The sequence below is a fragment of the Pseudomonas sp. A125 genome (assembly GCF_055409485.1).
The window spans coordinates 92,025-112,185 of the sequence record NZ_JBUZVP010000026.1 but is presented as its reverse complement, the minus strand read 5'-3'; the positions used below and the strand labels follow the sequence as shown (position 1 = coordinate 112,185).

At 59.6% G+C, this 20,161-nt stretch carries 19 protein-coding genes and 1 pseudogene; 12 read left to right on the top strand and 8 right to left on the bottom strand.

What is annotated here, in order from left to right; genetic code table 11:
• Window positions 1-107: 107 nt before the first annotated feature.
• The 5 genes and pseudogenes from ACZRN6_RS28085 to ACZRN6_RS28065 all read right to left on the bottom strand — a co-directional run.
• Window positions 108-992, bottom strand: a pseudogene (locus tag ACZRN6_RS28085) (extracellular solute-binding protein); the annotation flags it as partial.
• 140 nt (window positions 993-1,132) lie between these two features.
• Complete coding sequence (locus tag ACZRN6_RS28080; protein WP_322145241.1) at window positions 1,133-1,930, bottom strand: ABC transporter permease; 798 nt, start codon at window positions 1,928-1,930, stop codon at window positions 1,133-1,135.
• Window positions 1,927-2,808 carry an ABC transporter permease gene (locus ACZRN6_RS28075; RefSeq protein ID WP_322145242.1) on the bottom strand — a complete coding sequence of 294 codons (882 nt, stop codon included), beginning with the start codon at window positions 2,806-2,808 and terminating at the stop codon, window positions 1,927-1,929. The genes ACZRN6_RS28080 and ACZRN6_RS28075 overlap by 4 nt, the downstream gene beginning before the upstream one ends.
• On the bottom strand, window positions 2,809-3,912 hold the full coding sequence (locus tag ACZRN6_RS28070) for an ABC transporter ATP-binding protein (protein WP_464009343.1): 1,104 nt from the start codon (window positions 3,910-3,912) through the stop codon (window positions 2,809-2,811). It lies immediately after the preceding gene.
• 100 nt (window positions 3,913-4,012) lie between these two features.
• The gene (locus ACZRN6_RS28065; RefSeq protein ID WP_322145244.1) at window positions 4,013-4,936 is read right to left on the bottom strand and encodes a dihydrodipicolinate synthase family protein; all 924 of its coding nucleotides are present in this window, start codon (window positions 4,934-4,936) and stop codon (window positions 4,013-4,015) included.
• Window positions 4,937-5,241: 305 nt separating this feature from the next.
• Here ACZRN6_RS28065 and ACZRN6_RS28060 point away from each other — a divergent pair, with 305 nt between their 5' ends.
• Complete coding sequence (locus tag ACZRN6_RS28060) at window positions 5,242-5,514, top strand: DUF2790 domain-containing protein (RefSeq protein WP_322145245.1); 273 nt, start codon at window positions 5,242-5,244, stop codon at window positions 5,512-5,514.
• Between the two features lie 99 nt (window positions 5,515-5,613).
• Window positions 5,614-6,471 (top strand): SDR family oxidoreductase, encoded by an 858-nt coding sequence (locus ACZRN6_RS28055; RefSeq protein WP_322145246.1) that lies wholly within the window; start codon window positions 5,614-5,616, stop codon window positions 6,469-6,471.
• A gap of 60 nt (window positions 6,472-6,531) precedes the next feature.
• Here the strand turns inward: ACZRN6_RS28055 and ACZRN6_RS28050 are convergent, their stop codons facing one another.
• From ACZRN6_RS28050 to ACZRN6_RS28040, 3 genes are all read right to left on the bottom strand, one after another.
• On the bottom strand, window positions 6,532-6,756 hold the full coding sequence (locus ACZRN6_RS28050) for a DUF2188 domain-containing protein (protein ID WP_322145247.1): 225 nt from the start codon (window positions 6,754-6,756) through the stop codon (window positions 6,532-6,534).
• A 116-nt stretch (window positions 6,757-6,872) separates the two neighbouring features.
• Window positions 6,873-7,787, bottom strand: coding sequence for a site-specific integrase (locus ACZRN6_RS28045; protein ID WP_464009342.1), 915 nt, complete (start codon window positions 7,785-7,787; stop codon window positions 6,873-6,875).
• Window positions 7,788-7,890: 103 nt separating this feature from the next.
• The gene (locus tag ACZRN6_RS28040; protein WP_464009341.1) at window positions 7,891-8,679 is read right to left on the bottom strand and encodes a M949_RS01915 family surface polysaccharide biosynthesis protein; all 789 of its coding nucleotides are present in this window, start codon (window positions 8,677-8,679) and stop codon (window positions 7,891-7,893) included.
• A 470-nt stretch (window positions 8,680-9,149) separates the two neighbouring features.
• Between ACZRN6_RS28040 and arnC the strand changes: the two genes are divergently transcribed.
• The 10 genes from arnC to ACZRN6_RS27990 all read left to right on the top strand — a co-directional run bounded on the left by arnC (window position 9,150) and on the right by ACZRN6_RS27990 (window position 20,040).
• Complete coding sequence (arnC, locus tag ACZRN6_RS28035; RefSeq protein WP_464009340.1) at window positions 9,150-10,184, top strand: undecaprenyl-phosphate 4-deoxy-4-formamido-L-arabinose transferase; 1,035 nt, start codon at window positions 9,150-9,152, stop codon at window positions 10,182-10,184.
• On the top strand, window positions 10,181-12,172 hold the full coding sequence (gene arnA / locus ACZRN6_RS28030; protein ID WP_464009339.1) for a bifunctional UDP-4-amino-4-deoxy-L-arabinose formyltransferase/UDP-glucuronic acid oxidase ArnA: 1,992 nt from the start codon (window positions 10,181-10,183) through the stop codon (window positions 12,170-12,172). The genes arnC and arnA overlap by 4 nt, the downstream gene beginning before the upstream one ends.
• Complete coding sequence (gene arnD / locus ACZRN6_RS28025; protein WP_464009338.1) at window positions 12,172-13,056, top strand: 4-deoxy-4-formamido-L-arabinose-phosphoundecaprenol deformylase; 885 nt, start codon at window positions 12,172-12,174, stop codon at window positions 13,054-13,056. Before arnA ends, arnD begins: the two co-directional genes overlap by 1 nt.
• On the top strand, window positions 13,053-14,708 hold the full coding sequence (arnT, locus tag ACZRN6_RS28020; RefSeq protein WP_464009337.1) for a lipid IV(A) 4-amino-4-deoxy-L-arabinosyltransferase: 1,656 nt from the start codon (window positions 13,053-13,055) through the stop codon (window positions 14,706-14,708). Before arnD ends, arnT begins: the two co-directional genes overlap by 4 nt.
• Window positions 14,705-15,052, top strand: a complete 348-nt coding sequence (gene arnE / locus ACZRN6_RS28015) for a 4-amino-4-deoxy-L-arabinose-phosphoundecaprenol flippase subunit ArnE (protein ID WP_322145254.1) — start codon at window positions 14,705-14,707, stop codon at window positions 15,050-15,052. Before arnT ends, arnE begins: the two co-directional genes overlap by 4 nt.
• Window positions 15,049-15,462, top strand: coding sequence for a 4-amino-4-deoxy-L-arabinose-phosphoundecaprenol flippase subunit ArnF (arnF, locus tag ACZRN6_RS28010; RefSeq protein WP_464009336.1), 414 nt, complete (start codon window positions 15,049-15,051; stop codon window positions 15,460-15,462). Before arnE ends, arnF begins: the two co-directional genes overlap by 4 nt.
• Window positions 15,459-16,838: a UDP-glucose dehydrogenase family protein gene (locus ACZRN6_RS28005; RefSeq protein ID WP_322145256.1), complete on the top strand. Its 1,380-nt coding sequence runs from the start codon at window positions 15,459-15,461 to the stop codon at window positions 16,836-16,838. Before arnF ends, ACZRN6_RS28005 begins: the two co-directional genes overlap by 4 nt.
• A 3-nt stretch (window positions 16,839-16,841) precedes the next feature.
• Window positions 16,842-18,464: an ArnT family glycosyltransferase gene (locus tag ACZRN6_RS28000; protein WP_464009335.1), complete on the top strand. Its 1,623-nt coding sequence runs from the start codon at window positions 16,842-16,844 to the stop codon at window positions 18,462-18,464.
• A gap of 425 nt (window positions 18,465-18,889) precedes the next feature.
• Complete coding sequence (locus ACZRN6_RS27995) at window positions 18,890-19,165, top strand: type VI secretion system contractile sheath small subunit (RefSeq protein ID WP_416350702.1); 276 nt, start codon at window positions 18,890-18,892, stop codon at window positions 19,163-19,165.
• A 176-nt stretch (window positions 19,166-19,341) separates the two neighbouring features.
• The gene (locus ACZRN6_RS27990; RefSeq protein ID WP_322145258.1) at window positions 19,342-20,040 is read left to right on the top strand and encodes an HPP family protein; all 699 of its coding nucleotides are present in this window, start codon (window positions 19,342-19,344) and stop codon (window positions 20,038-20,040) included.
• The last annotated feature ends 121 nt before the right edge of the window (window positions 20,041-20,161 follow it).

Genomic DNA, 20,161 nt, shown 5'->3' with positions numbered 1-20,161 from the left:
CGAAGTTATGGGCGAGGTGATGCAGAAGGCCATGGCTATGCGGCATGATGCTCCAGCTTCAATTCAATGACCGTGTTGCACTCAGCTCCTGCAACCGCCCTGATATAAGTGCCCACGTCTTTTTCAAGCATGGCATCGACCCAGGCGTGCGCCAGGCCTACGTCCCGGGCTTTGACACTGATACACCAGCAATCAATCCAGCCAATTGCCCCTTCCTTGGGAATCGTGAGTTCGGCGTTAACCCCGCGTTTCTTGAGCATGGCCGCCTGGGGTTCGCCCATGGACATCATGAAGTCGATGCCGCCCTGGGCAAAGATGCTCACCCCGTCATCAAAGCCGGAATAATAACTGGCGATATTGGACTTTTGCGCAAGCAGTTTGCTCTTGATCAGGGTGAATTGATCATCGGTCAAGTTAAACGGGTCTTTAATGCCCAGTGTCAACGCGGCCGTCACAATGGCGTTGTTGGCATCGTCCACAATAATCATCCGACCTTTGTATTTCTCATCCCAAAGCACTTCCCAACTGTCCGGGGCCACTTTAAAGACGTCGGCGTTGTATATCAGTGGGATCGAGCCCCAGGCGAAGGGGGCCGCGTAGGTTTTGCCATCAAACTTGATCGCTGACACGTCCTGGAAAGTAGGCATCAGGTTCTTGGCGTTTTGCAACTTGGCCACGTCGAGCGGCTGGATCAGCTTTTCCTGGGTCAGACGTTTATAAGAAGAAGTCTCGATGGCGATCACGTCATAATCGGCACCTTTGGAGGCGGTCATTTTTGCGAAGATTTCATCCACGCTGGCCGCGTAAGTGACGGAGACGGAAGCGCCGGTTTTTTTCTCGAACGCCTTCACCCACTGGTCGTCTGCGTAACCTTCCCACGTCAGCACCCTGAGTTCTTTACTCGCCGCCCCAGCGGTGCGTATGAAACCTGGAGTAATAAGCGCGCTGGCCGCAACGACGGTACTTAAAGCCAAAAAATCACGTCTTTTCATGTCGTTCTCTCTCGATACTTTTAAATTATTATGCGCGAACTACTTGGGCGTGATAGTTGGCCCGCTTAGTGATCGCTCGTCTTGCACGACACCTGCCCAGCAGTAAAAAATGATTCAATATCGGTAAAGCCGTATTGTTGTTATGCCTTGCGCTCAATACTTTGACGTAACGACAGTGCACCCAGCGCTGCACACATCAGCGTGACGCACAGCACTACCGAGACCAGGGCATTGATTTCCGGGGTGAAGCCGGTTCGCATCATTGCCCACAACCGCATGGGGAGTGTGCTGTCGCCTCCGACCAGGAAGAAGGTAACCAATGTTTCGTCGAACGACAGTGCAAACGCCAGCAGGGAACTTGTCACTAATGCCGAACGTAACTGAGGGAACACGATATAGATAAAGGTCTCAAAACCGTTGGCGCCCAAATCAAGTGAACCCTCGATTTGTGAGTCTTCAAGTGTGTCCAGCCGGATCATGATCATGCGATAGATAACCGCCAGTATCAGCACAACGTGGCCGATGGTAACGGTCACCAGGCTCCGTTCCAGGCCTGCCTCTCTAAAGGCCACCAGCAATGAGATACCGGTAATGATGGCGGGCAATACGAACGGCAAAAATATAACGAACTCGATATATTTTTGACCCTTACGCGCGCCAGTCTTCATGTAGTAGGCCAGCGCCAGCGAAATAATCGTCGCCGCCACCACAGCGCAAGCTCCCACCCACAACGAGTTACCCAGTGAGTCGAGCAACTGACTGTTTTGCGCAAACTTGCCGTACCACTGCAAGCTGAAATCCGACCAGTCAATCTGATGGTTTTTAATGCTGAAGAACGACAGCGTCACCACAATGGCTGCCGGCGCATAGAGCACGGCAAACGCCAAGATACCGATCACCCACAGTACAGTGAGCGTGACACGTTCCATGGGGGTCATTTTACTCTCCCGATACGGGAAACAAGGGAGGCAAGCCCGATGATTGCGATCACCGCGACCAACAACACCACCGCCAGCGCAGCACCGAGTGGCCAGTTGAACGCCATGCCGAACTGGCTCCAGATGGCGCGCCCGAACGTGAAGCCCTCGCTGCCACCGACCATTTGCGGGGTCAGGTAGTCACCAATGGCGATCACCATCACAAACAACGCACCGGCAATCGACCCAGGCAAACTTAAGGGAAGGACGATGGTTAAAAACGTCCAGCCGGGCTTGGCCCCCAGGTCGGCAGCGGCGGCGATCAGCGAGGGTGGAATACGATCAAGCGCCAGGAATATCGGCAATATGCCAAACGGCAGATAGATCACCGCCATCGCGATCATTACGGCGGTCTGGTTGAAAATAAACAGCCGGCTGGGCGCGTCTATTACCCCCAGGGATAACAACAGCGAATTCAAAAACCCGCTGTACCCCAGAATGCTGCGCATCGCGTAAATCTTGACGACGTAGTTCATCACCAGGGGCAAGGCACTGAGCAACAGCAGCAGGTAGCGTGCCGAACCCTCCAGGCGCCATATCAAGTAGGAAATAATGTAGCCAAACACCAACGCTACCAGGGCAACGAAGAAGGCCAGCTTCAGCGTGCCGAGAAAGACCTTGAGGTAACTGCCGGCAAAAAAGCCTGCATAGTTCGCCCAGGTCAGGCTCCCCGTCAAAACGCCATTCTTCTGCTCTAAAAAGCTATACGCCAGGAACGACACCAGCGGTACCAGGATCATGACGGTGGGAACGCCATAAATCAGGAGTTTCACCAGGATCCTGGTGAGCTGCAGCCGCTTCGGGCTGGCAGGTTCCATTTCCAAAGTCAGGGTGGTCATCTAGGCTTCTCTCGGCACAAAGCTGACATCGGACGCTGACCAGCGCAGCGAAACCTGGGCGCCAACACTCAAATGATTGGCGCACAGCGCAGTCGGCAAGCGGACTTTGATGCGATGCACCGCCGCACTGCCCAGAGAAAGTGATAACTGGGTGGTAGGCCCAAGGAAGGTCAGGCCTTCAAGCTTCGCGGTGGTGACCTGCTCGTCCGCCCTGCATTCGGCGCCGTCATGCAGGCTGAAACTTTCAGGCCGGATGGCTATTTGCAGCGCCTTGTCCATGCCCCCGGGCGAAGCGTGTTGACCCAGTGGGCTCTCAATGAAGGAGGCGCCCTTCGGGGTGGTCGGCAGCAAGTTGTTTTCTCCAAAGAACTTGGCGACAAACTCGGTTTTGGGCTTGTAGTAGATCTCTTGGGGGGTGCCCACTTGAATCAGGCGGCCATGGTCCATCACGGCGATGCGATCTGACATGGCGATCGCCTCTTCCTGGTCATGGGTGATGAACACAAAGGTGGTGCGAATTCTTCGTTGCAGGTCCTTGAGAAAATCCTGCATGGATCGACGCAGTTCGGCGTCCAGCGCCGCCAGGGGCTCGTCGAGCAGGATCACTTGCGGTTCACAGACGATGGCCCGTGCCAGGGCAACGCGTTGACGCTGGCCGCCAGAAAGTGCCGCAGGATAGCGGTCGGCCTTGTCTGCCAGGTTGACGGTTTCCAGTACGGCCCTGACCTTGGCCTTGATCTGAGCGGCTGGCAGGCGGCGAATACGCAGCCCGTACCCCACATTGCCCGCCACGGTCATGTGCGGAAAGAGCGCGTAGTCCTGGAACACCGTATTAAACGGTCTTTTGAAGATCGGCAAACTGACAATGTCGGTTCCGCGCAATAACACCTGCCCCGATGTCGGTGTCGTGAACCCGCCAATCATGCGCAGAATGGTTGTCTTGCCGGACCCGGATGGACCCAGGATAGTCAGAAACTCCCCGTCTTTGATCTCCAGGTTAACCGGCTTCAACACGTTGATGCTGCCGTATGACTTCGTCACATCAACGAGACGAATCAGTTCCGACGTACCCGTGGACAAAACAGCGTTCGCTAAAACAGTCATTTTTCTTGTTCTCACCCGAGCCCTAGACAAATACCAGCACACGTCAGACACCTTATAGCCCAGCCACCTTCACGCCGTCGATTGACGCCGGGGGGCCCTCTTACCGCCCCCATTGCAACGCAATCGGGTTGGCCGCGCTGGCCAGTTCAAGCAGGCCCTCGCGTGTTTTCGGGTGCAGCATTTCCAGGGGATGGCGCACAGCGTCAGACTTGATCACCCCGCCCTCCTTCATCACCGTTTTCGCCGCACGCAGGCCGCATTGACGGTTCTCGTAATTGATCAGCGGCAAGATCCGCTCATAGGCCTGGATGGCATCCTGGCGACGACCTTCGGCATGGGCGGCCATCACGGGCCGGATCAGGTCGGGAATCATCGCGCTGGCCATGACGCCACGCGCCCCGGCATCCAGGTCGGCCATAAGGGTTATCGCCTCCTCACCATTGAACGGGCCGACGATGTTGCCTGCGCCCAGTTCGATCAGCTGACGCAGCTTGGCGGCGGTGCCTGGCACTTCGATTTTGAAGTAACGAACCAGCGGCAAGGTGCGTGCCACTTCCGCCAGAAACGCGGTGGACAGCGTCACGCCACTTAGCGGTGCATCCTGGATCATGATCGACAGTTGGCATGCCTCTGCTACCCGGGCGAAATGCTCGCTGATCAATCGCGGCTCCAGCTTGATGCCCGCGCCATGGTAGGGCGGCATCATCATGATCAACCTGGCCCCGTGGTCTGCGGCGTGACGTGCGCGCTGGCTGGCGACCTGGGTACTGAAGTGGCTGCAGGTGACCATCACCGGCACACGACCCTGCACATGTTCCAGGCAGAACTCAGTCAATTGGCGGCGCTCTTCATCCGAAAGCAGAAACTGTTCCGAGTAATTGGCCAGGATGCAGATACCGTCGACGCCCTGGTCGATCATGCAGTCCAGTACACGCCCCTGCCCCTCGAAATCGAGCTCGCCGGCATCGTTGAAAGGCGTGGGAGCAACAGGAAAAAGCCCCGAGTACGGCCCAGTTGTTTGCATTGCAAGAACCTCTTCCATTGGGGTGATCAGCCACGGCCCTAGGCCGTCATGACGCTGTGGTTGGCTGCCGAATGAAAAGTACTGCACTTGATGCGGGACGAGTAATGAGAAGCGCGCCGCTGCCGATAACCGCTGGCTATCCCCTGCGGTTGCCGGGCCGGCATCACCTTTTGATTACGGCCCAACGGGCGCTTCTATCGTTTTCGCTGATGAGCTCTATTGGCCGGAACCCGTTCAGCCTCGTGCGGCCCGCTTTGTAGAATGCCAACCACAGTCAAGTCGCCCTCATGGCGCTGGAGGTTGTCATGCGTTACCTGTTTATTGCCCTGCTGGGCCTGTTCAGCACCCTGGCCGTCGCCCAGGGTGAACCCCCTGCGCCCGCGGCGAGTGCCAGCGTACCCGCCAGCGAGGCGTACGATTACTCCCAGGACCTGGATATTGCCAAGGTGGTACGCGTGAGTTCCGAATCCTCCACCGAGTGCGGGCCGGTCAAGGGGCACATGGTTTATATCGACAGCCACGGCGTACGGCACGAACTGGACTACATGCGCCTGGGCGATGCGTGCCAGCACGGTTGACTGCTAACCATTCGTCGGGCCTGGCGGAAATCGGTTACAACTATTTCCGCGCGCAAAATCACTAATCCATAGAACCCGTTGTGATCTATGGAGATTGAGATGACTGATTACCCGCGCCCACCCTTCCCCAGCCAGGCCCAATCCGTTCCCGGTTCGCAGAAGAAAATGGAACCGTACCCGGACTGCGGCGAAAAGACTTACACCGGCTCTGGCCGCCTGGCCAACAAGATAGCCCTGGTCACCGGCGCCGACAGCGGCATCGGGCGTGCCGTGGCGATTGCCTTCGCCCGCGAAGGTGCCGACGTTGCCATCGCATACCTGGATGAGCACGAGGACGCAAAAGAAACCGCCCGTTGGGTGGAAGAAGCCGGCCGCCAATGCCTGCTGCTGCCTGGGGATCTCGCGCAAAAGGCCAACTGCCAAATGATTGTCGACAAGACCGTAGAGCAATTCGGGCGTATCGATGTGCTGGTCAATAACGCAGCATTCCAAATGACCCACGAGACCTTCGAGGAGATTCCCGACGAGGAATGGGTCAAGACCTTCGATATCAACATCACCGCCATGTTTCGCATCTGCAAGGCCGCGCTGCCGCACATGAAGCCCGGCGGCTCGATCATCAATACCAGCTCGGTGAATTCCGATATGCCCAAGCCTACGTTGCTGGCGTATGCCGCGACCAAGGGCGCGATTGCCAACTTCACCGGCGGCCTGGCGCAACTGCTGGGCAGCAAGGGCATCCGGGTGAACAGCGTGGCTCCGGGCCCGATCTGGACGCCACTGATTGTCTCGACCATGACCGAGGAAGATGTGCAAAGCTTCGGCAGCGAGACGCCACTTGGCCGCCCCGGGCAGCCGGTGGAAGTCGCGCCGATCTATGTCCTGCTGGCGTCGGATGAGGCCAGCTACATCTCCGGCTCGCGGTATGCGGTAACGGGCGGCAAGCCGATTCTCTAACGCAGGAGGTAAATCCAGTGTGGGAGCGGGCTTGCTCGCTCCCACACTGGATTTACTCGCTCAACCTGGAGATCGTGTCGGGTCAGCTTTGCGCGGGTATGTGCGTTCTTCCTGAATCCGCCCGTCCATGCTGTGAATCCTCAGCGAGGCGGTCTTGTCGCTGAGAAACTCTTTCGCCAATTCAATGATCGCCTCTTTGGTCTCAGCCGTTTTCGACGGCCGTGCCGAACCCTGCCTGGTCAGTGCCCAACCCGTGCCGGTTTTGTTGATGTTGTAGGTATCCATGGTCTGCTCCCTTGACTGAATGAACTCGGCACGCGGCAAAACCCGCGCCCTGTTTATTGCGAGCGCAGGTGTCGGGCAGAGTTCAAGGCAGTTGACCCATGAGGTTACGGGCGGCCCTACAGGTCAAACCGATCCACCGCGCGGCGCCGCTCGTTGTCGTCGCGCACGTCATAGTTGGCGGTGGTCTGGATATTGGTGTGGTGCGCCAGCTTCTGGGCAATGGACAGGTCGTACTCTTCAATCACTCGAGTGATGAACGAACGCCGGAAATCGTGGGGCATGATCTTCACGCCAACCTGTTGCCCACGCTGGCGGGCAATGTAGTAAATCGCATGTTTGGTGATGCGTTCGCGGGTGATATGGCTGCCTCGGCGGATACGGTTGAACAGGAACGCGTCGTCCTGCTCGCCCGGTTTCAACTGGCTCCGGCGAAACTCCAGCCATGCCTCCAGCTTGGCAAAGGCCCAGCCCGGTGCGTACTTGACCAGTTGTTTGTTGCCCTTGCCGGTGACTCGCAGGCTGCGCTCGGCAAAGTCGACCTGGCCCAGCTCGATGTTCACCGACTCCGACTTGCGCATGCCCGAACCATACAGAATCCCGATCACCGCCGCGTCCCGCAGGCCCTGGGGGCGCGGGTCGGCGGCGCAGACTTCCATCAACTCACGTATCAGTGTGCGCCGCAGGTTACGGCCCTGGCTCAAGCGTGTGCCAGCCGTGGCCTTGACCGAGCGCATTTTGAGCAGATGGTCCTGGCTGATCAGGCTCATCCGCCAGGCCTCGTTCATCACCCCACGCACTGCATTGACGTACAGCGAGGACGTGTTCGGTGCATAACCGTCTTCGCGCAGCACTGCCACCAGTGCCATGACCTGCTCGGGTTGCAGCAGGTGCCAGTCGATGTCTTCGAGGTTGATGTCTTCAAAGCCCAGGCGGTCGGCCGCGTCCTGCAGCACATAGCGCATGGTCAACTGGCTGGAGGGCGCCAGGCGAGTGAGGTAGAGGGTCAGCGGGTTGCGGATAGACTCAGTCAAGGTAGATCAGCCTTTGGATTAAATATGTCGACTAACCATCTGTTTAGTCGACATATTTAGTGAATTGGCGAATGCCGATTCTAGCGCGGCCAATCCTCGACGGCTATTCCTGATCGTCTTCCGTGGGGGCTGGCGTCTGTTGCTGGCTCCACTCGGTGTCCTGCTTTTGCATCAAGGCAAACCAGTGCTGGCGCATGAAGTCCAGATACGGCTTGGGCGCCTTGGCAAAGTCTTGTTCATCGCCATAGCAACCCGGCAACGGCAACTCGGTGCCCTGCTCCTTGTACTGGCTGACCAGCGCTTGTTGCCCCGCAATGCTGCAATCCTTGGGTAAGGGCATGCCCTGCAGGGCGCCGGCATCTTCATCCCACCAGCTCGCGCCATAACGGTCCATGCCGCGCAGGCGGTACTTCTGAGACTTGCCAATGTGCATGATCAACTTGAAGTCATTGGGGCTCACGTCGCTGGTGCAGGTGCGGCCATAGCCCACGGTGACCTGGCTGATGCCGTCGCCGAGCAAATCCGTGACCCTGGTGGCATCGGTGTTGAAATGCGCCCCGGCATCGAACTGGCAATGCTGCACATCGTCATAGAGCATCCAGAGCCGCCGCGGCCGGTCGCCATCGAGCAAATACTGGGCGGCATACACAAACGCCGACTGGGTGCCGTCGTCGTCCCGCTCGCTGACTTGTTCCGCCAACACCAGCAGGTTCTTGCCTTGCTGGTCGGTCCAGGTATAGGCCCCCACCTGCCTACCCCGCACTTCTACGCCATCGGGGACCGGGTCGATGGCGGTCAGGGCCACGCCTTCATCGGCCCGCACACTCGCGGCCCAGGCTACCGTCATCAACAACACCATCAACATTGGCCGTAAACGCTGCACGCTATTCATCCGACTGCCCTGGCAAGAGATGGCTTACTTTACCGGCACTTGCGGGGCAATGCAGAGAAGATTCTTCAGGAATGCTGCCGCGTGCGGAAAAACCCGACGCACCCCTCTGCGCGCAGCCAGGACCGCTTTGTGCGTGGCCCTACTGTTTACCTGAACACTAGCTGTCTACCTGCCAAAAAAACGACTTTTTCATCTGCGTTTCATATTCGTTATACATTTTTGCGCTTAATCTTGGCGCTACGACTTGGGAACGAACTGTAATTTGCAGGTTAACTCGTTGATTCCGCTTTACCTTTGCACGTTTTGGTCTTTACTCACGTAAGCCATGGAAGACCCACTGTGACCTGCCAGGACTGTCGAATGAATGCCACAAATCAACGCTAATCTCGATCGGATGCCCGTCAGCCGAGGCTAATGATTACTGCTGTCTCTACGCTCCAAGTTGCTCTAACCCCCGAGGTAATGAATCTTTGAAACCCTACCCAATTCATTGCGTGTCGATCGTTATCCCGGTCTACAACGAACAAGAAAGCCTGCCTGAACTGCTGCGCCGCACCATGGCCGCCTGCAAACAACTGGCTTACGAATACGAAATCGTCCTGGTGGATGACGGCAGCCGCGACAACTCAGCGCAATTGCTGGAAGACGCCGCCGCGCTAGAACGCAGCAACGTGGTCGCGGTCATTCTCAACCGCAACTACGGCCAGCACGCCGCAATCATGGCCGGCTTCGAACATTGCCGCGGCGACGTGGTGATCACCCTGGACGCCGACCTGCAGAACCCGCCGGAAGAAATCCCGCGTTTAGTCGAGCAGGCCGCCCTGGGCTACGACGTGGTTGCCACCGTGCGCAACAACCGCCAGGACTCGGCCTTCCGCCGCTGGCCGTCGCGTTTGATCAACCTTGCGGTACAACGCTCCACCGGCGTCGCCATGAGCGACTACGGCTGCATGCTGCGCGCTTACCGGCGCACCATCGTCGACGCGATGCTGGCCTGCCGCGAGCGCAGCACCTTCATCCCGATCCTGGCCAACAGCTTTGCGCGCCACACCACGGAAATCCTGGTGCATCACGCCGAGCGTGAACACGGCGAGTCCAAGTACAGCCCGATGCGCCTGATCAGCCTGATGTTCGACCTGCTGACCTGCATGACCACCACGCCATTGCGCTTGTTGAGCATCGTTGGTTTCAGCCTGGCGGCACTGGGCATGATCTTCGCCTTCGCACTGATCGTGCTGCGCCTGGCCTTTGGCGCCGGTTGGGCCGGCGACGGCATGTTCGTGCTGTTCGCGGTGCTGTTCGTGTTCACGGGTGGCCAGTTCATCGGCATGGGCCTCTTGGGTGAATACCTGGGCCGCATGTACAGCGATGTGCGGGCCCGCCCACGGTTCTTTATTGAAAAAGTGCTGCGCAACCAACCGGCAGCACCGGCCGAGGCCTTCACGGTCGATGGCCTGACGTCTTCCCACACTTCTACTTCTCCTTCCGATCAGGTTTCGTCATGAATTCAAAAGCTGTTGTCTTCGCTTACCACGATATTGGCTGTGCTGGTATTGAAGCCCTGCTCAATGCGGGTTACGAAATTGCTGCCGTGTTCACCCATGCCGATGACCCCAAGGAAAACAATTTCTACGGCTCCGTCGCACAGCTTTGCGCCCGCAACGGCATCCCGGTGCACGCCCCGGAAGACGCCAACCACCCGCTGTGGATCGAGCGCATCGCCAAGCTCAACCCCGACTACATCTTCTCGTTCTACTACCGCAACCTGTTGAGCGAAGCCCTGCTGGCCACCGCCAAAAAAGGCGCGTTCAACCTGCACGGCTCGCTGCTGCCGCAATACCGTGGCCGCGCACCGGCCAACTGGGTGCTGGTCAATGGCGAAACCGAAACCGGCGTGACCCTGCACCGCATGGTCAAGCGTGCCGATGCCGGCGCGATCCTGGCCCAGCAAAAAGTCGTGATCGACCGCACCGACACCGGCCTGACCCTGCACGCCAAACTGCGTGAAGCGGCCACCAGCCTGCTGCGCGATGCCCTGCCGCAACTGGCCCAAGGCAAGCTGGCAGAAACCGCCCAGGACGAGAGCAAAGCCACCTACTTCGGTCGTCGTACCGCAGCAGACGGCAAGCTGGACTGGAAAAAGCCGGCTGAAGAACTGTTCAACCTGGTGCGTGCCGTTACCCAGCCGTACCCGGGCGCGTTCTGCGCCGTGGGCGAGCACAAGCTGATCGTCTGGAGCGCCGAAGTCGTCAAGGGCAACGAAGGCCTGGCCCCTGGCCGCGTGATCAGCGTCAACCCGCTGCGCATCGCTTGCGGTGAAGACTCGCTAGTGGTCAAGTTCGGCCAGCGCAACGAAAACGGCCTGTACCTGGCCGGCCCTTCCCTGGCAGATGAACTGGGCCTGGTGGACGGTTCCGTACTGCGCGGCGCCGAGTCGGGCCGCAAGCCACGCCGTACCCGCGTACTGATCCTGGGTGTGAACGGCTTTATCGGTAACCACTTGTCCGAGCGCCTGCTGCGTGACGACCGTTACGAAATCTACGGCCTGGACATCGGCTCCGACGCCATCGAGCGCCTGCGCAGCCACCCGAACTTCCACTACGTGGAAGGCGACATCAGCATCCACTCCGAGTGGATCGAGTACCACATCAAGAAGTGCGACGTGGTCCTACCGCTGGTGGCCATCGCTACCCCGATCGAATACACCCGTAACCCGCTGCGCGTATTTGAACTGGACTTCGAAGAGAACCTGAAACTGGTTCGCTACTGCGTGAAGTACAACAAGCGCGTGATCTTCCCGTCGACCTCCGAAGTGTATGGCATGTGCCAGGACCAGTACTTCGACGAAGACACCTCCAACCTGGTGGTGGGCCCGGTCAACAAACAGCGCTGGATCTACTCGGTCTCCAAGCAACTGCTGGACCGCGTGATCTGGGCCTACGGCGACAAAGGCCTGAAGTTCACCCTGTTCCGTCCGTTCAACTGGATGGGCCCGCGCCTCGACCGCCTGGACTCGGCCCGTATCGGCAGCTCCCGCGCCATCACCCAGCTGATCCTGAACCTGGTGGAAGGCACCCCTATCCGTCTGTTCGACGGTGGCGAGCAGAAGCGCTGCTTCACTGATATCGCCGACGGCATCGAAGCCCTGGCGCGCATCATTGATAACGACAACGATAACTGCAACGGCCAGATCATCAACATCGGCAACCCGGAAAACGAAGCCAGCATCCGTCAGTTGGGCGAAGAGCTGCTGCGTCAGTTCGAAGCTCACCCGCTGCGCGGCAATTTCCCGCCGTTCGCCGGGTTCCGCGACGTGGAGAGCAAGGCGTTCTACGGCACCGGTTACCAGGACGTGGCACACCGCAAGCCAAGCATCGACAACGCCAAGCGCCTGCTGAACTGGGAGCCTACCGTGGAGATGAGCGAAACCATCGGCAACACCCTGGATTTCTTCCTGCGTGAAGCCATGCTCGAAATCGCGGACAAGCGTTGATGCAAGCAGGTCTACGCATCGACGTCGACACCTACCGAGGCACCCGTGAAGGGGTGCCGAGGTTGTTGGAGTCGCTTGATGAGGCCGGGGTCAAGGCGACCTTCTTCTTCAGCGTCGGGCCGGACAACATGGGGCGCCACTTGTGGCGCCTGATCCGCCCGCAGTTTTTGTGGAAGATGCTGCGCTCCAATGCTGCAGGCCTGTACGGCTGGGATATTTTGCTGGCCGGCACTGCCTGGCCGGGCAAACCCATTGGTCGCGACCTGGGGCACTTGATGCGCCAGGCCAAGGCCGCCGGGCATGAAGTCGGTTTGCACGCCTGGGACCACCACGGCTGGCAAGCCAACACCGCAAGCTGGAGCGATGCACAGCTGATCGAACAGATTCGCCGTGGCGTCGATACCTTGAGCGACATTCTCGGTGCGCGCATCGACTGTTCAGCCGCCGCTGGCTGGCGTGCCGATGAGCGCGTGGTGCAAGCCAAGCAACAATTCAACTTCCGTTACAACAGCGATTGCCGTGGTACCAGCCTGTTCCGGCCAACCCTGGCGGATGGCAGTGCCGGCACGCCACAAATTCCGGTAGACATGCCGACCTTCGACGAAGTCGTGGGTCCGGTGGTGGCCGCCAAGGATTTCAACGCGTACATCCTCGACCGCTTCAAGCCGTCGAAGCTCAACGTTTATACGATCCACGCAGAAGTAGAAGGGATTCTGATGGCCAATGATTTTCGCCAGTTGCTCGCCCAGGCAGGGCAGCGCGGCATCGCGTTTAAACCGTTGGGTGACCTGTTGCCCGCCGACCCGGCCACCTTGCCCCAGCAACAGCTGGTGCGCGGTGTACTGAGCGGCCGTGAAGGCTGGCTCGGAGTGCAAAAGGCATGATCCGGCGCTGGGCCCTGCCCCTGCTCCTGCTGGCTTTCGGGGTGTTCTACCTGATCCCGCTCGCCACCCACGGGTTGTGGATTCCCGATGAAACCCGCTATGCGCAGATCAGCCAGGAAATGCTGCTGACCGGCAAATGGGCCTCGCCGCACTTTATGGGGATTCGCTACTTCGAAAAACCCGCAGCCGGCTACTGGATGATCGCGCTGGGCCAGGCGATTTTCGGCCAGAACCTGTTCGGCGTGCGTTTCGCCTCGGCCTTGAGCACCGGCTTGAGCATCCTGCTGGTGTACTTCGTGGCCCGGCGTTTGTGGAACGACCCGCGCAAGAGCCTGGTCAGCGCCGTGCTGTACATGAGTTTCGTCAGCGTGGCGTTCCTGGCGGGCTACGCCAACCTCGATCCGCAGTTCACCTTCTGGGTCAACCTGACCGGGGCTGCGCTGTGGTTCTGCTTCGACAGCACCACCACCCGTGGCCGCCTGTGGTCGTGGGCCTTGCTCGGGTTCGCCTGCGGCATGGGCTTCATGACCAAGGGTTTCCTCGCCTGGTTGCTGCCGGTGCTGATCGCCCTGCCCTACATGATCTGGCAAAAGCGCCTACGTGAATTGCTCACCTATGGCCTGGTGGCCGTGGTGGTGGCAATTATCGTGAGCCTGCCCTGGGCGCTGATGGTGCATGCCCAGGAACCGGATTACTGGAACTTCTTCTTCTGGCACGAGCACATCCAGCGCTTCGCCGGCGACGATGCCCAGCACGCCGAGCCGTTCTGGTACTACCTGCCGCTGCTGGTCGGGTTCAGCCTGCCGTGGATGGCGTTGCTGCCGTCCACCGTGAAACAGGCCTGGCTGGAAAAACGCAGCGCCAAAATCGCCTTCCTGCTGCTGTGGCTGCTGATGCCGCTGGCGTTCTTCAGCCTGGCCAAAGGCAAGCTGCCGTCCTACATCATGCCGTGCCTGCTGCCGCTGGCGCTGCTGATGGGCCACACATTGGCCGACAAGCTGGCCCAGGCCCGTGGCCGCGTGCTGCGGATCAACGGCTGGCTGAACCTGATCATCGGCGTGCTCGGGCTGCTGGCCCTGACCTGGTTCCAATTGAAAAAGCCGGTGTATGAGCATGGCCAGGAAACCTTAAGCCTGGTGCTGGTGTTCGTGTTCCTGTTCGGCTGGATCATCGCCAATTTGCTGCAAGCCGCCCGCCCGCTGCATATGTGGGCCGCGCCGGTAATCGGCAGTTGGTTGCTGGTGGCGCTGGTACCTGCGGCGTTGCCGCACTCGGTGGTTTATAACAAGACCCCGGACCAGTTCATCATCGACCACCTACAGGAGTTGCAGCCGACCACCGCGTTGTTGAGCAACGACCTGGGGGCCGCCTCGGCCTTGTCGTGGCGCCTGCAACGCCCTGAAGTGATGCTTTACAACACCGTTGGCGAAGTGAAATACGGCATCGCCTTCCCGGACACCGCTTATCGCAAGATCGATGCCGCCAGCGTCCAGCAATGGATGAGCGAGGCGCGCAAACAGGGTTCGGTGGGCGTGGTCATGCGGGTCAAGGGTGACGACGAGCGCCAGGAAGTAGACCTGCTGCCTAAAGATGGCAAGCGTTACGAGCAAGGCAATATCGTGATCCTGATCTTCCCGCAGAGCGCGCCATGACCACACTGCTCCTGTTATTGGGCGCCTGCCTCCTGACGTGCATGGGCCAGGTGTCCCAGAAGTTTGCCGTGGAAAGCTGGCGTGGCCAGCCGGACGGTTGGGCCTTGAAGCTGCGCTCGCCGTGGTTGTGGTCGGCGCTGGTGTGCCTGGGCCTGGGCTTGCTGGTGTGGCTGCTGGTGTTGCAACGCCTGGAAGTCGGCATCGCCTACCCCATGCTCAGTCTCAACTTTGTATTGGTCACCCTGGTGGCGCGCTTTGTGTTCCACGAACACATCGATGGCCGCCACTGGTTCGGCGTGCTGCTGGTGATTGCCGGCGTTGTGTTGCTGGGGCGCCAGGTATGAGTCGCACCCGCGGTTTTGCCCTGGCCCTGGGCAGCGTGGCACTGGTGAGCACTGCCCAGCTGGGCATGCGCTGGAGCATGACGCGCCTGCCGCTGCCCACCGAATGGCTGACAGCACTCAACACTGGCGCCATCGACCTGGGCGCACTGGGCGTAGTGATCCTCGCGATCTTCGCCTACGCCCTGTCGATGCTCTGCTGGCTTGGCGCGCTCAAAGACCTGCCACTGGGCCGCGCCTATTCGCTGCTCAGTATCAGCTACGCCTTGGTCTACCTGCTGGCCGCCAGCCTGCCGGTGTTCAACGAACATTTTTCGCTTTCAAAAACTGCGGGGGTGGCCTTGGTCATCCTCGGAGTCCTGACTATCAACTCTCGTCGTGCTAGCACTACAAGTCCCAGGAATGCCCCATGAAAATCAGTGTATTTGGTAGTGGTTACGTCGGTCTGGTGCAGGCCACCGTATTGGCCGAAGTCGGTCACGATGTCATCTGCATGGACGTAGACGAGAACAAGGTCAAGTTGCTGCAACAGGGCCACGTGAGCATTTTCGAGCCGGGCCTGGCGGCGATGGTCAAGGAAAACCTCGAAGGCGGACGCCTGACGTTTACCTATGACGAAAAACTGGCTGTCGAACACGGCGAAGTGCTGTTCATCGCCGTGGGCACGCCATCGGATGAAGACGGCTCGGCCGACCTCAAATACGTGCTGTCGGTGGGCGATGCGGTGGCCCGTCACCGGGTACAACCGGTGATCCTGGTAGAAAAATCCACCGTGCCCGTCGGCACTGGCGACACCTTGCGCGCGCACATGGAAAAAGCCCTGCACCTGGCCGGCCGCCACCTGGAATTCGATATCGTCTCCAACCCGGAATTCCTCAAGGAAGGTTCGGCCGTTGCCGACTGCCGCCGCCCGGACCGGATCGTCATCGGCTGCGAGCGCGAAGAAGTGCGCGACGTGATGCGCGAACTGTACGCGCCGTTCAACCGCAACCACGACCGCATCATCTTCATGGACCTGCGCAGCGCCGAACTGACCAAGTACGCCGCCAACTGCATGCTGGCCACCAAGATCAGCTTTATCAACCAGATCGCTGAACTGGCCGAACACCTGGGCGCCGACATCGAAGCCGTGCGCCTGGGCATTGGTGCCGACTCGCGCATCGGTTATCACTTTATCTACCCGGGCTGCGGTTATGGCGGTTCGTGCTTCCCTAAAGACATGCGCGCCCTGATCCACAGCGCCAAGGCCGCCAACTGCTCCAGCGACCTGCTGGAGGCCGTGGAAGCGATCAACCAGCGCCAGAAAAGCAAGCTGTTCGAACGCGCCAATGCGTTCTTCAAGGGCGACCTCAAGGGCAAGACATTTGCCTTGTGGGGCCTGGCGTTCAAGCCCAACACCGACGACATGCGCGACGCGCCAAGCCGGGTGCTGATGGAAGCCCTGTGGGCCGCTGGCGCTAACGTGCGCGCGTTTGACCCCGAAGCCATGCAGGAAACCCAACGCATCTACGGTGATGACCCACGCCTGATGCTGATGGGCACCCCGGAATCGACACTGAGCGGCTCCGACGCCTTGATCATTTGCACCGAATGGCAGCAGTTCAAGGCCCCGGACTTCGACTTGATCCAGCAACGCCTGAAAACCCCGGTGATCTTCGACGGGCGCAACCTGTACGACGGCGAGCGCCTGGCGCGCAAAGGCATCCAGTACTTCCCGATGGGCCGTGGTGATTCCTGCAACTTGCCGATCCCCCAGCAAAACTGGGTGCCTCAGGCCGAGGAAGCCTAAGACGTGGACAAAGTTCAGCCGCCCCTGCTCAACCAAACGATCCGCCAACACTCCTGGGTGCTGGGGCTCCTGGCATTGGTCCTGTTCATCGCAGGCAACTGGAACCAGGCAATCATCGGCTTTGATTCGCGCTTCGTGCTGTTTGCCCAGGAAATGCTGCGCCATGGGCCGGGGTTCTTCCCCACGACCTATGGCCAGCCTTATGCCGACTACCTGGCAACCTCGACGCTGATGACCTGGCTGTTGTCGTTGCCCTTTGGGCAGGTCACCAGCCTGACGGCCTGGCTGCCGACCGCCATTGCCTCGGCGCTGATCGTGGTGCTGATCTACCGGCTGACGGCGCCCTACTCCCGGCGCTGGGCGTTGTTGAGCATCGCGGTGTTGCTACTCAGCAGTACCTTTATCAGTGAAACCCGTGCGGTGTCCCTCGACCAGATGCTGGCCGCGGTGGCCCTGGCGGTGTTTTACCTGGGTTATGCCCATGATCACTTCGGCGCGGGCAAGCGCCTGCACTGGCTGTTTTTGCTGCTGATCCTGGGCTTCGCGATCCGTGGGCCGATCGGCCTGGTGGTTCCCACCGGCATGCTGTGCAGCTACTACCTGATCAACCGCCAATGGCGGCAATTGTTCAGCTTTGGCTTGCTGGCCCTGGCGTTGCTGGCTGCGTGTGTCGGCCTGCTGTTGCTGCTGGCCAAGCTCAGTGGCGGTGAGGCGTTCATGCAGGACGTGATCCGCATGCAGTTCCTCGGGCGCATGGACGGTTCCGAAGGCTCCGGCAGCGTGCTGTATTACTTCAGCAGTTCGCTGGGCAACTACGCGCCGGCTTATCCGCTGGCCGTGCTGGCCCTGATTGCGGTGGCGGCGGGTGCTCGCGAGAACAACGGGCCGGCGCTGAAACTGGTGCTGTACTGCCTGGCCGCCGGCCTGATCGTGATGATCGGGTTATCGGTACCCCAGGCGAAAAAGGCCCGTTATGTACTGCCGATGTTGCCGATGGCGGCAATCATCGCCGCGTATCCGTTCCAGGTGGCACGCGGAACGCTCTTCGCAGGGCTGCGCGGGTTGATGCTGGTGCTGTGGACGGCGATTCCCGGTTTGTTGATTGCCGGTTTGTTCGTAGCGCTTCATCGCTTCCCGGAGCAGATAGGCAGCCTCAACCCGGTGTTCGGCATACTCATCGCGCTCCAGGTCGTGGCACTGGGTTTTCTGTTCAACCGGCGCCTTCGCTACCTGGGCCCGGCCTTTGTCGCCGTCCTGGCGGCGTGGCTCGCCTATATCGTGATGGTCGAGCCGCTGGAGCGCCGCTTGTATGACACGCGCACCTTTACCCTCCAGGCCCATGCACTGATCCAGCAACAACCGGCACCGCTGGTGCTGCACGCACTGGGCAAGGATGCGAAAGCGATCAAGTTCATGGTCAACCTTGATTGCGACCGCGTGCCATTGTTTACCCAGCAGCCCGCTGAACTGACGCCTGTGCAGGCGCCCGCCTGGCTGATCATGAGCCAGGCCGACTATGACGGCTTGAGCGACCCACGCTTTCGTTCATTAGTCCCGGTGCTGAACGGCCAGTTCGACAAAAACCCCTACGTACTGCTGCACTTGACCAAAACGGCACAACCTTGATACCTGGCAATGGGATAAGCAGCGCCGACCGCTTATCCCATTGCCAGTAGTGTCCGTAGTTATAATTCAAAGTGCATGTAAGAAACTTCTTTCTACTTGCAACTTCGAAACTTTACGGACAGTAACTATCGAGAAAAATCCTACGCACCTATCCGCAATCAGCAACGCAACGCCCCCTTCCCGCCCCAAGTCCCCGTCTGTAGACTCGCCTGCCACGTGAGTTAATTATTTAATACCTTCTAACTATTTTCGGAAGCGCCCAGTTGCGGTGTAGGGCCTTGCTGGTCTTTTCGCAAGACACCCGACGGAACTAGCACCCAGCCCTGACGCCCGACATGCGTGATTAAAGAAACAGCCGCAATAACAATAAATACGTTTTAAACAGCACTTCGCACTGCCGTTTATTCCATTTAGAGGAATGTTCTGTGTCCGACCATCGATTACCCGCCCCTTCCAACTCTGACGGCGTTGCACCCTTATCTCGCGACAAGGTAAACGTGGGTTACCTCCCGCTGCCAAAACTGGATCGGCTCATGGAGTTGCGCGATGCACTGGTGGTACTCAAGGGGCCGTTGGCGAATGATCCCTCCCTGCGGGAAAACGTACAGAACCTGCTGATTAACGAGGAAACCCGTGACCGGGTGCTGGGCAAAATCGGCAGCCCCCTGCCGCCCCCCATCCGCCTGATACCCTTCGACTAGGGTGGCTTACTGCAAAAATACTGCACTTGACCTGCATTAATATGCATTGGCCGCAACCGTGGCCGGTGGGCACACTGCACAGGTTCCTCCCCCAAATGCAGGAACTTTTTAAAGGGCTTTTCCGGGAAACCAGGCAAGCCTTTTTTTTTCGCCCGTTTTTTATGGATCGCCTGTCAATGCTCGCTCGCTGGTTACCCGCTGCCATCAATACCCGCCCTGCCGAATGGAGTCGTGCCGCCATCGGCATGGCCCTGGGCACAATGTTCAGTGTCTGGGTGTGCGCCCAGGTGTTTGGCATGGAGGTGGCCTTGCACCTGATAGGCCCGTTGGGGGCATCGGCGGTGCTGCTGTTTGCCGTGTCATCCGGGGCGCTGGCCCAGCCCTGGTCGATTGTGGGCAGCTACCTGTGTGCCGGGGTCGTTGCATTGCTGGTGGCCCGAGTGCTGGGACGTACGTTGGGCAGCGCGTGCCTGGCGGCCGGGATGAGTGTCATCCTGGTGTGCTGGCTACGCTGCCTGCACCCGCCTGCCGGTGGGCTGGCCATGAGCCTGGTGCTGGCTGACCCCGCATCAATCGCCATGGGGTGGCAGGAGCTGGCTGCTGTCATGCTGGGCGCCGTTACCCTGCTGGCCTGCGCGCTGGCTTATAACAACGCCACGCGGACCCGTTACCCCAAGGGTGCCATCGAGCCACCGGCGCCGCGATTCCTGCCAACCTCCGTCGACAATCCGGGCATCAGCGCCGAAGACTTGAAGCAGGCACTGGCAGAGCGCGAGCAATTTTTGGACGTGACCCCGCAAGAGCTCGAAGAGCTGATCCAGGCCAGCGAGCGCTATGCGCGGCGGCGCGCCATCGGGGCAGTCTTCCAGCGCTAGGGCCGGCGCAGTACCCAAGGCAAAAATGCAAAAACGACCTGCAGGATTCCGACTTGTACTGGGCAAATTTGCACTGGTACGATCGCGAGAGGGTTCGCCCGCGAACATCTTGATAAAGAAC

Excerpts from the sequence above, each read along its gene's own strand:
- ACZRN6_RS28080 (WP_322145241.1), bottom strand. The coding sequence starts at position 1,930 with ATGACCCCCATGGAACGTGTCACGCTCACTGTACTGTGGGTGATCGGT.
- ACZRN6_RS28075 (WP_322145242.1), bottom strand. The coding sequence starts at position 2,808 with ATGACCACCCTGACTTTGGAAATGGAACCTGCCAGCCCGAAGCGGCTG.
- ACZRN6_RS28070 (WP_464009343.1), bottom strand. The coding sequence starts at position 3,912 with ATGACTGTTTTAGCGAACGCTGTTTTGTCCACGGGTACGTCGGAACTG.
- ACZRN6_RS28065 (WP_322145244.1), bottom strand. The coding sequence starts at position 4,936 with ATGCAAACAACTGGGCCGTACTCGGGGCTTTTTCCTGTTGCTCCCACG.
- ACZRN6_RS28060 (WP_322145245.1), top strand. The coding sequence starts at position 5,242 with ATGCGTTACCTGTTTATTGCCCTGCTGGGCCTGTTCAGCACCCTGGCC.
- ACZRN6_RS28055 (WP_322145246.1), top strand. The coding sequence starts at position 5,614 with ATGACTGATTACCCGCGCCCACCCTTCCCCAGCCAGGCCCAATCCGTT.
- ACZRN6_RS28050 (WP_322145247.1), bottom strand. The coding sequence starts at position 6,756 with ATGGATACCTACAACATCAACAAAACCGGCACGGGTTGGGCACTGACC.
- ACZRN6_RS28040 (WP_464009341.1), bottom strand. The coding sequence starts at position 8,679 with ATGAATAGCGTGCAGCGTTTACGGCCAATGTTGATGGTGTTGTTGATG.
- arnA (WP_464009339.1), top strand. The coding sequence starts at position 10,181 with ATGAATTCAAAAGCTGTTGTCTTCGCTTACCACGATATTGGCTGTGCT.
- arnD (WP_464009338.1), top strand. The coding sequence starts at position 12,172 with ATGCAAGCAGGTCTACGCATCGACGTCGACACCTACCGAGGCACCCGT.
- arnT (WP_464009337.1), top strand. The coding sequence starts at position 13,053 with ATGATCCGGCGCTGGGCCCTGCCCCTGCTCCTGCTGGCTTTCGGGGTG.
- arnE (WP_322145254.1), top strand. The coding sequence starts at position 14,705 with ATGACCACACTGCTCCTGTTATTGGGCGCCTGCCTCCTGACGTGCATG.
- arnF (WP_464009336.1), top strand. The coding sequence starts at position 15,049 with ATGAGTCGCACCCGCGGTTTTGCCCTGGCCCTGGGCAGCGTGGCACTG.
- ACZRN6_RS28005 (WP_322145256.1), top strand. The coding sequence starts at position 15,459 with ATGAAAATCAGTGTATTTGGTAGTGGTTACGTCGGTCTGGTGCAGGCC.
- ACZRN6_RS27990 (WP_322145258.1), top strand. The coding sequence starts at position 19,342 with ATGCTCGCTCGCTGGTTACCCGCTGCCATCAATACCCGCCCTGCCGAA.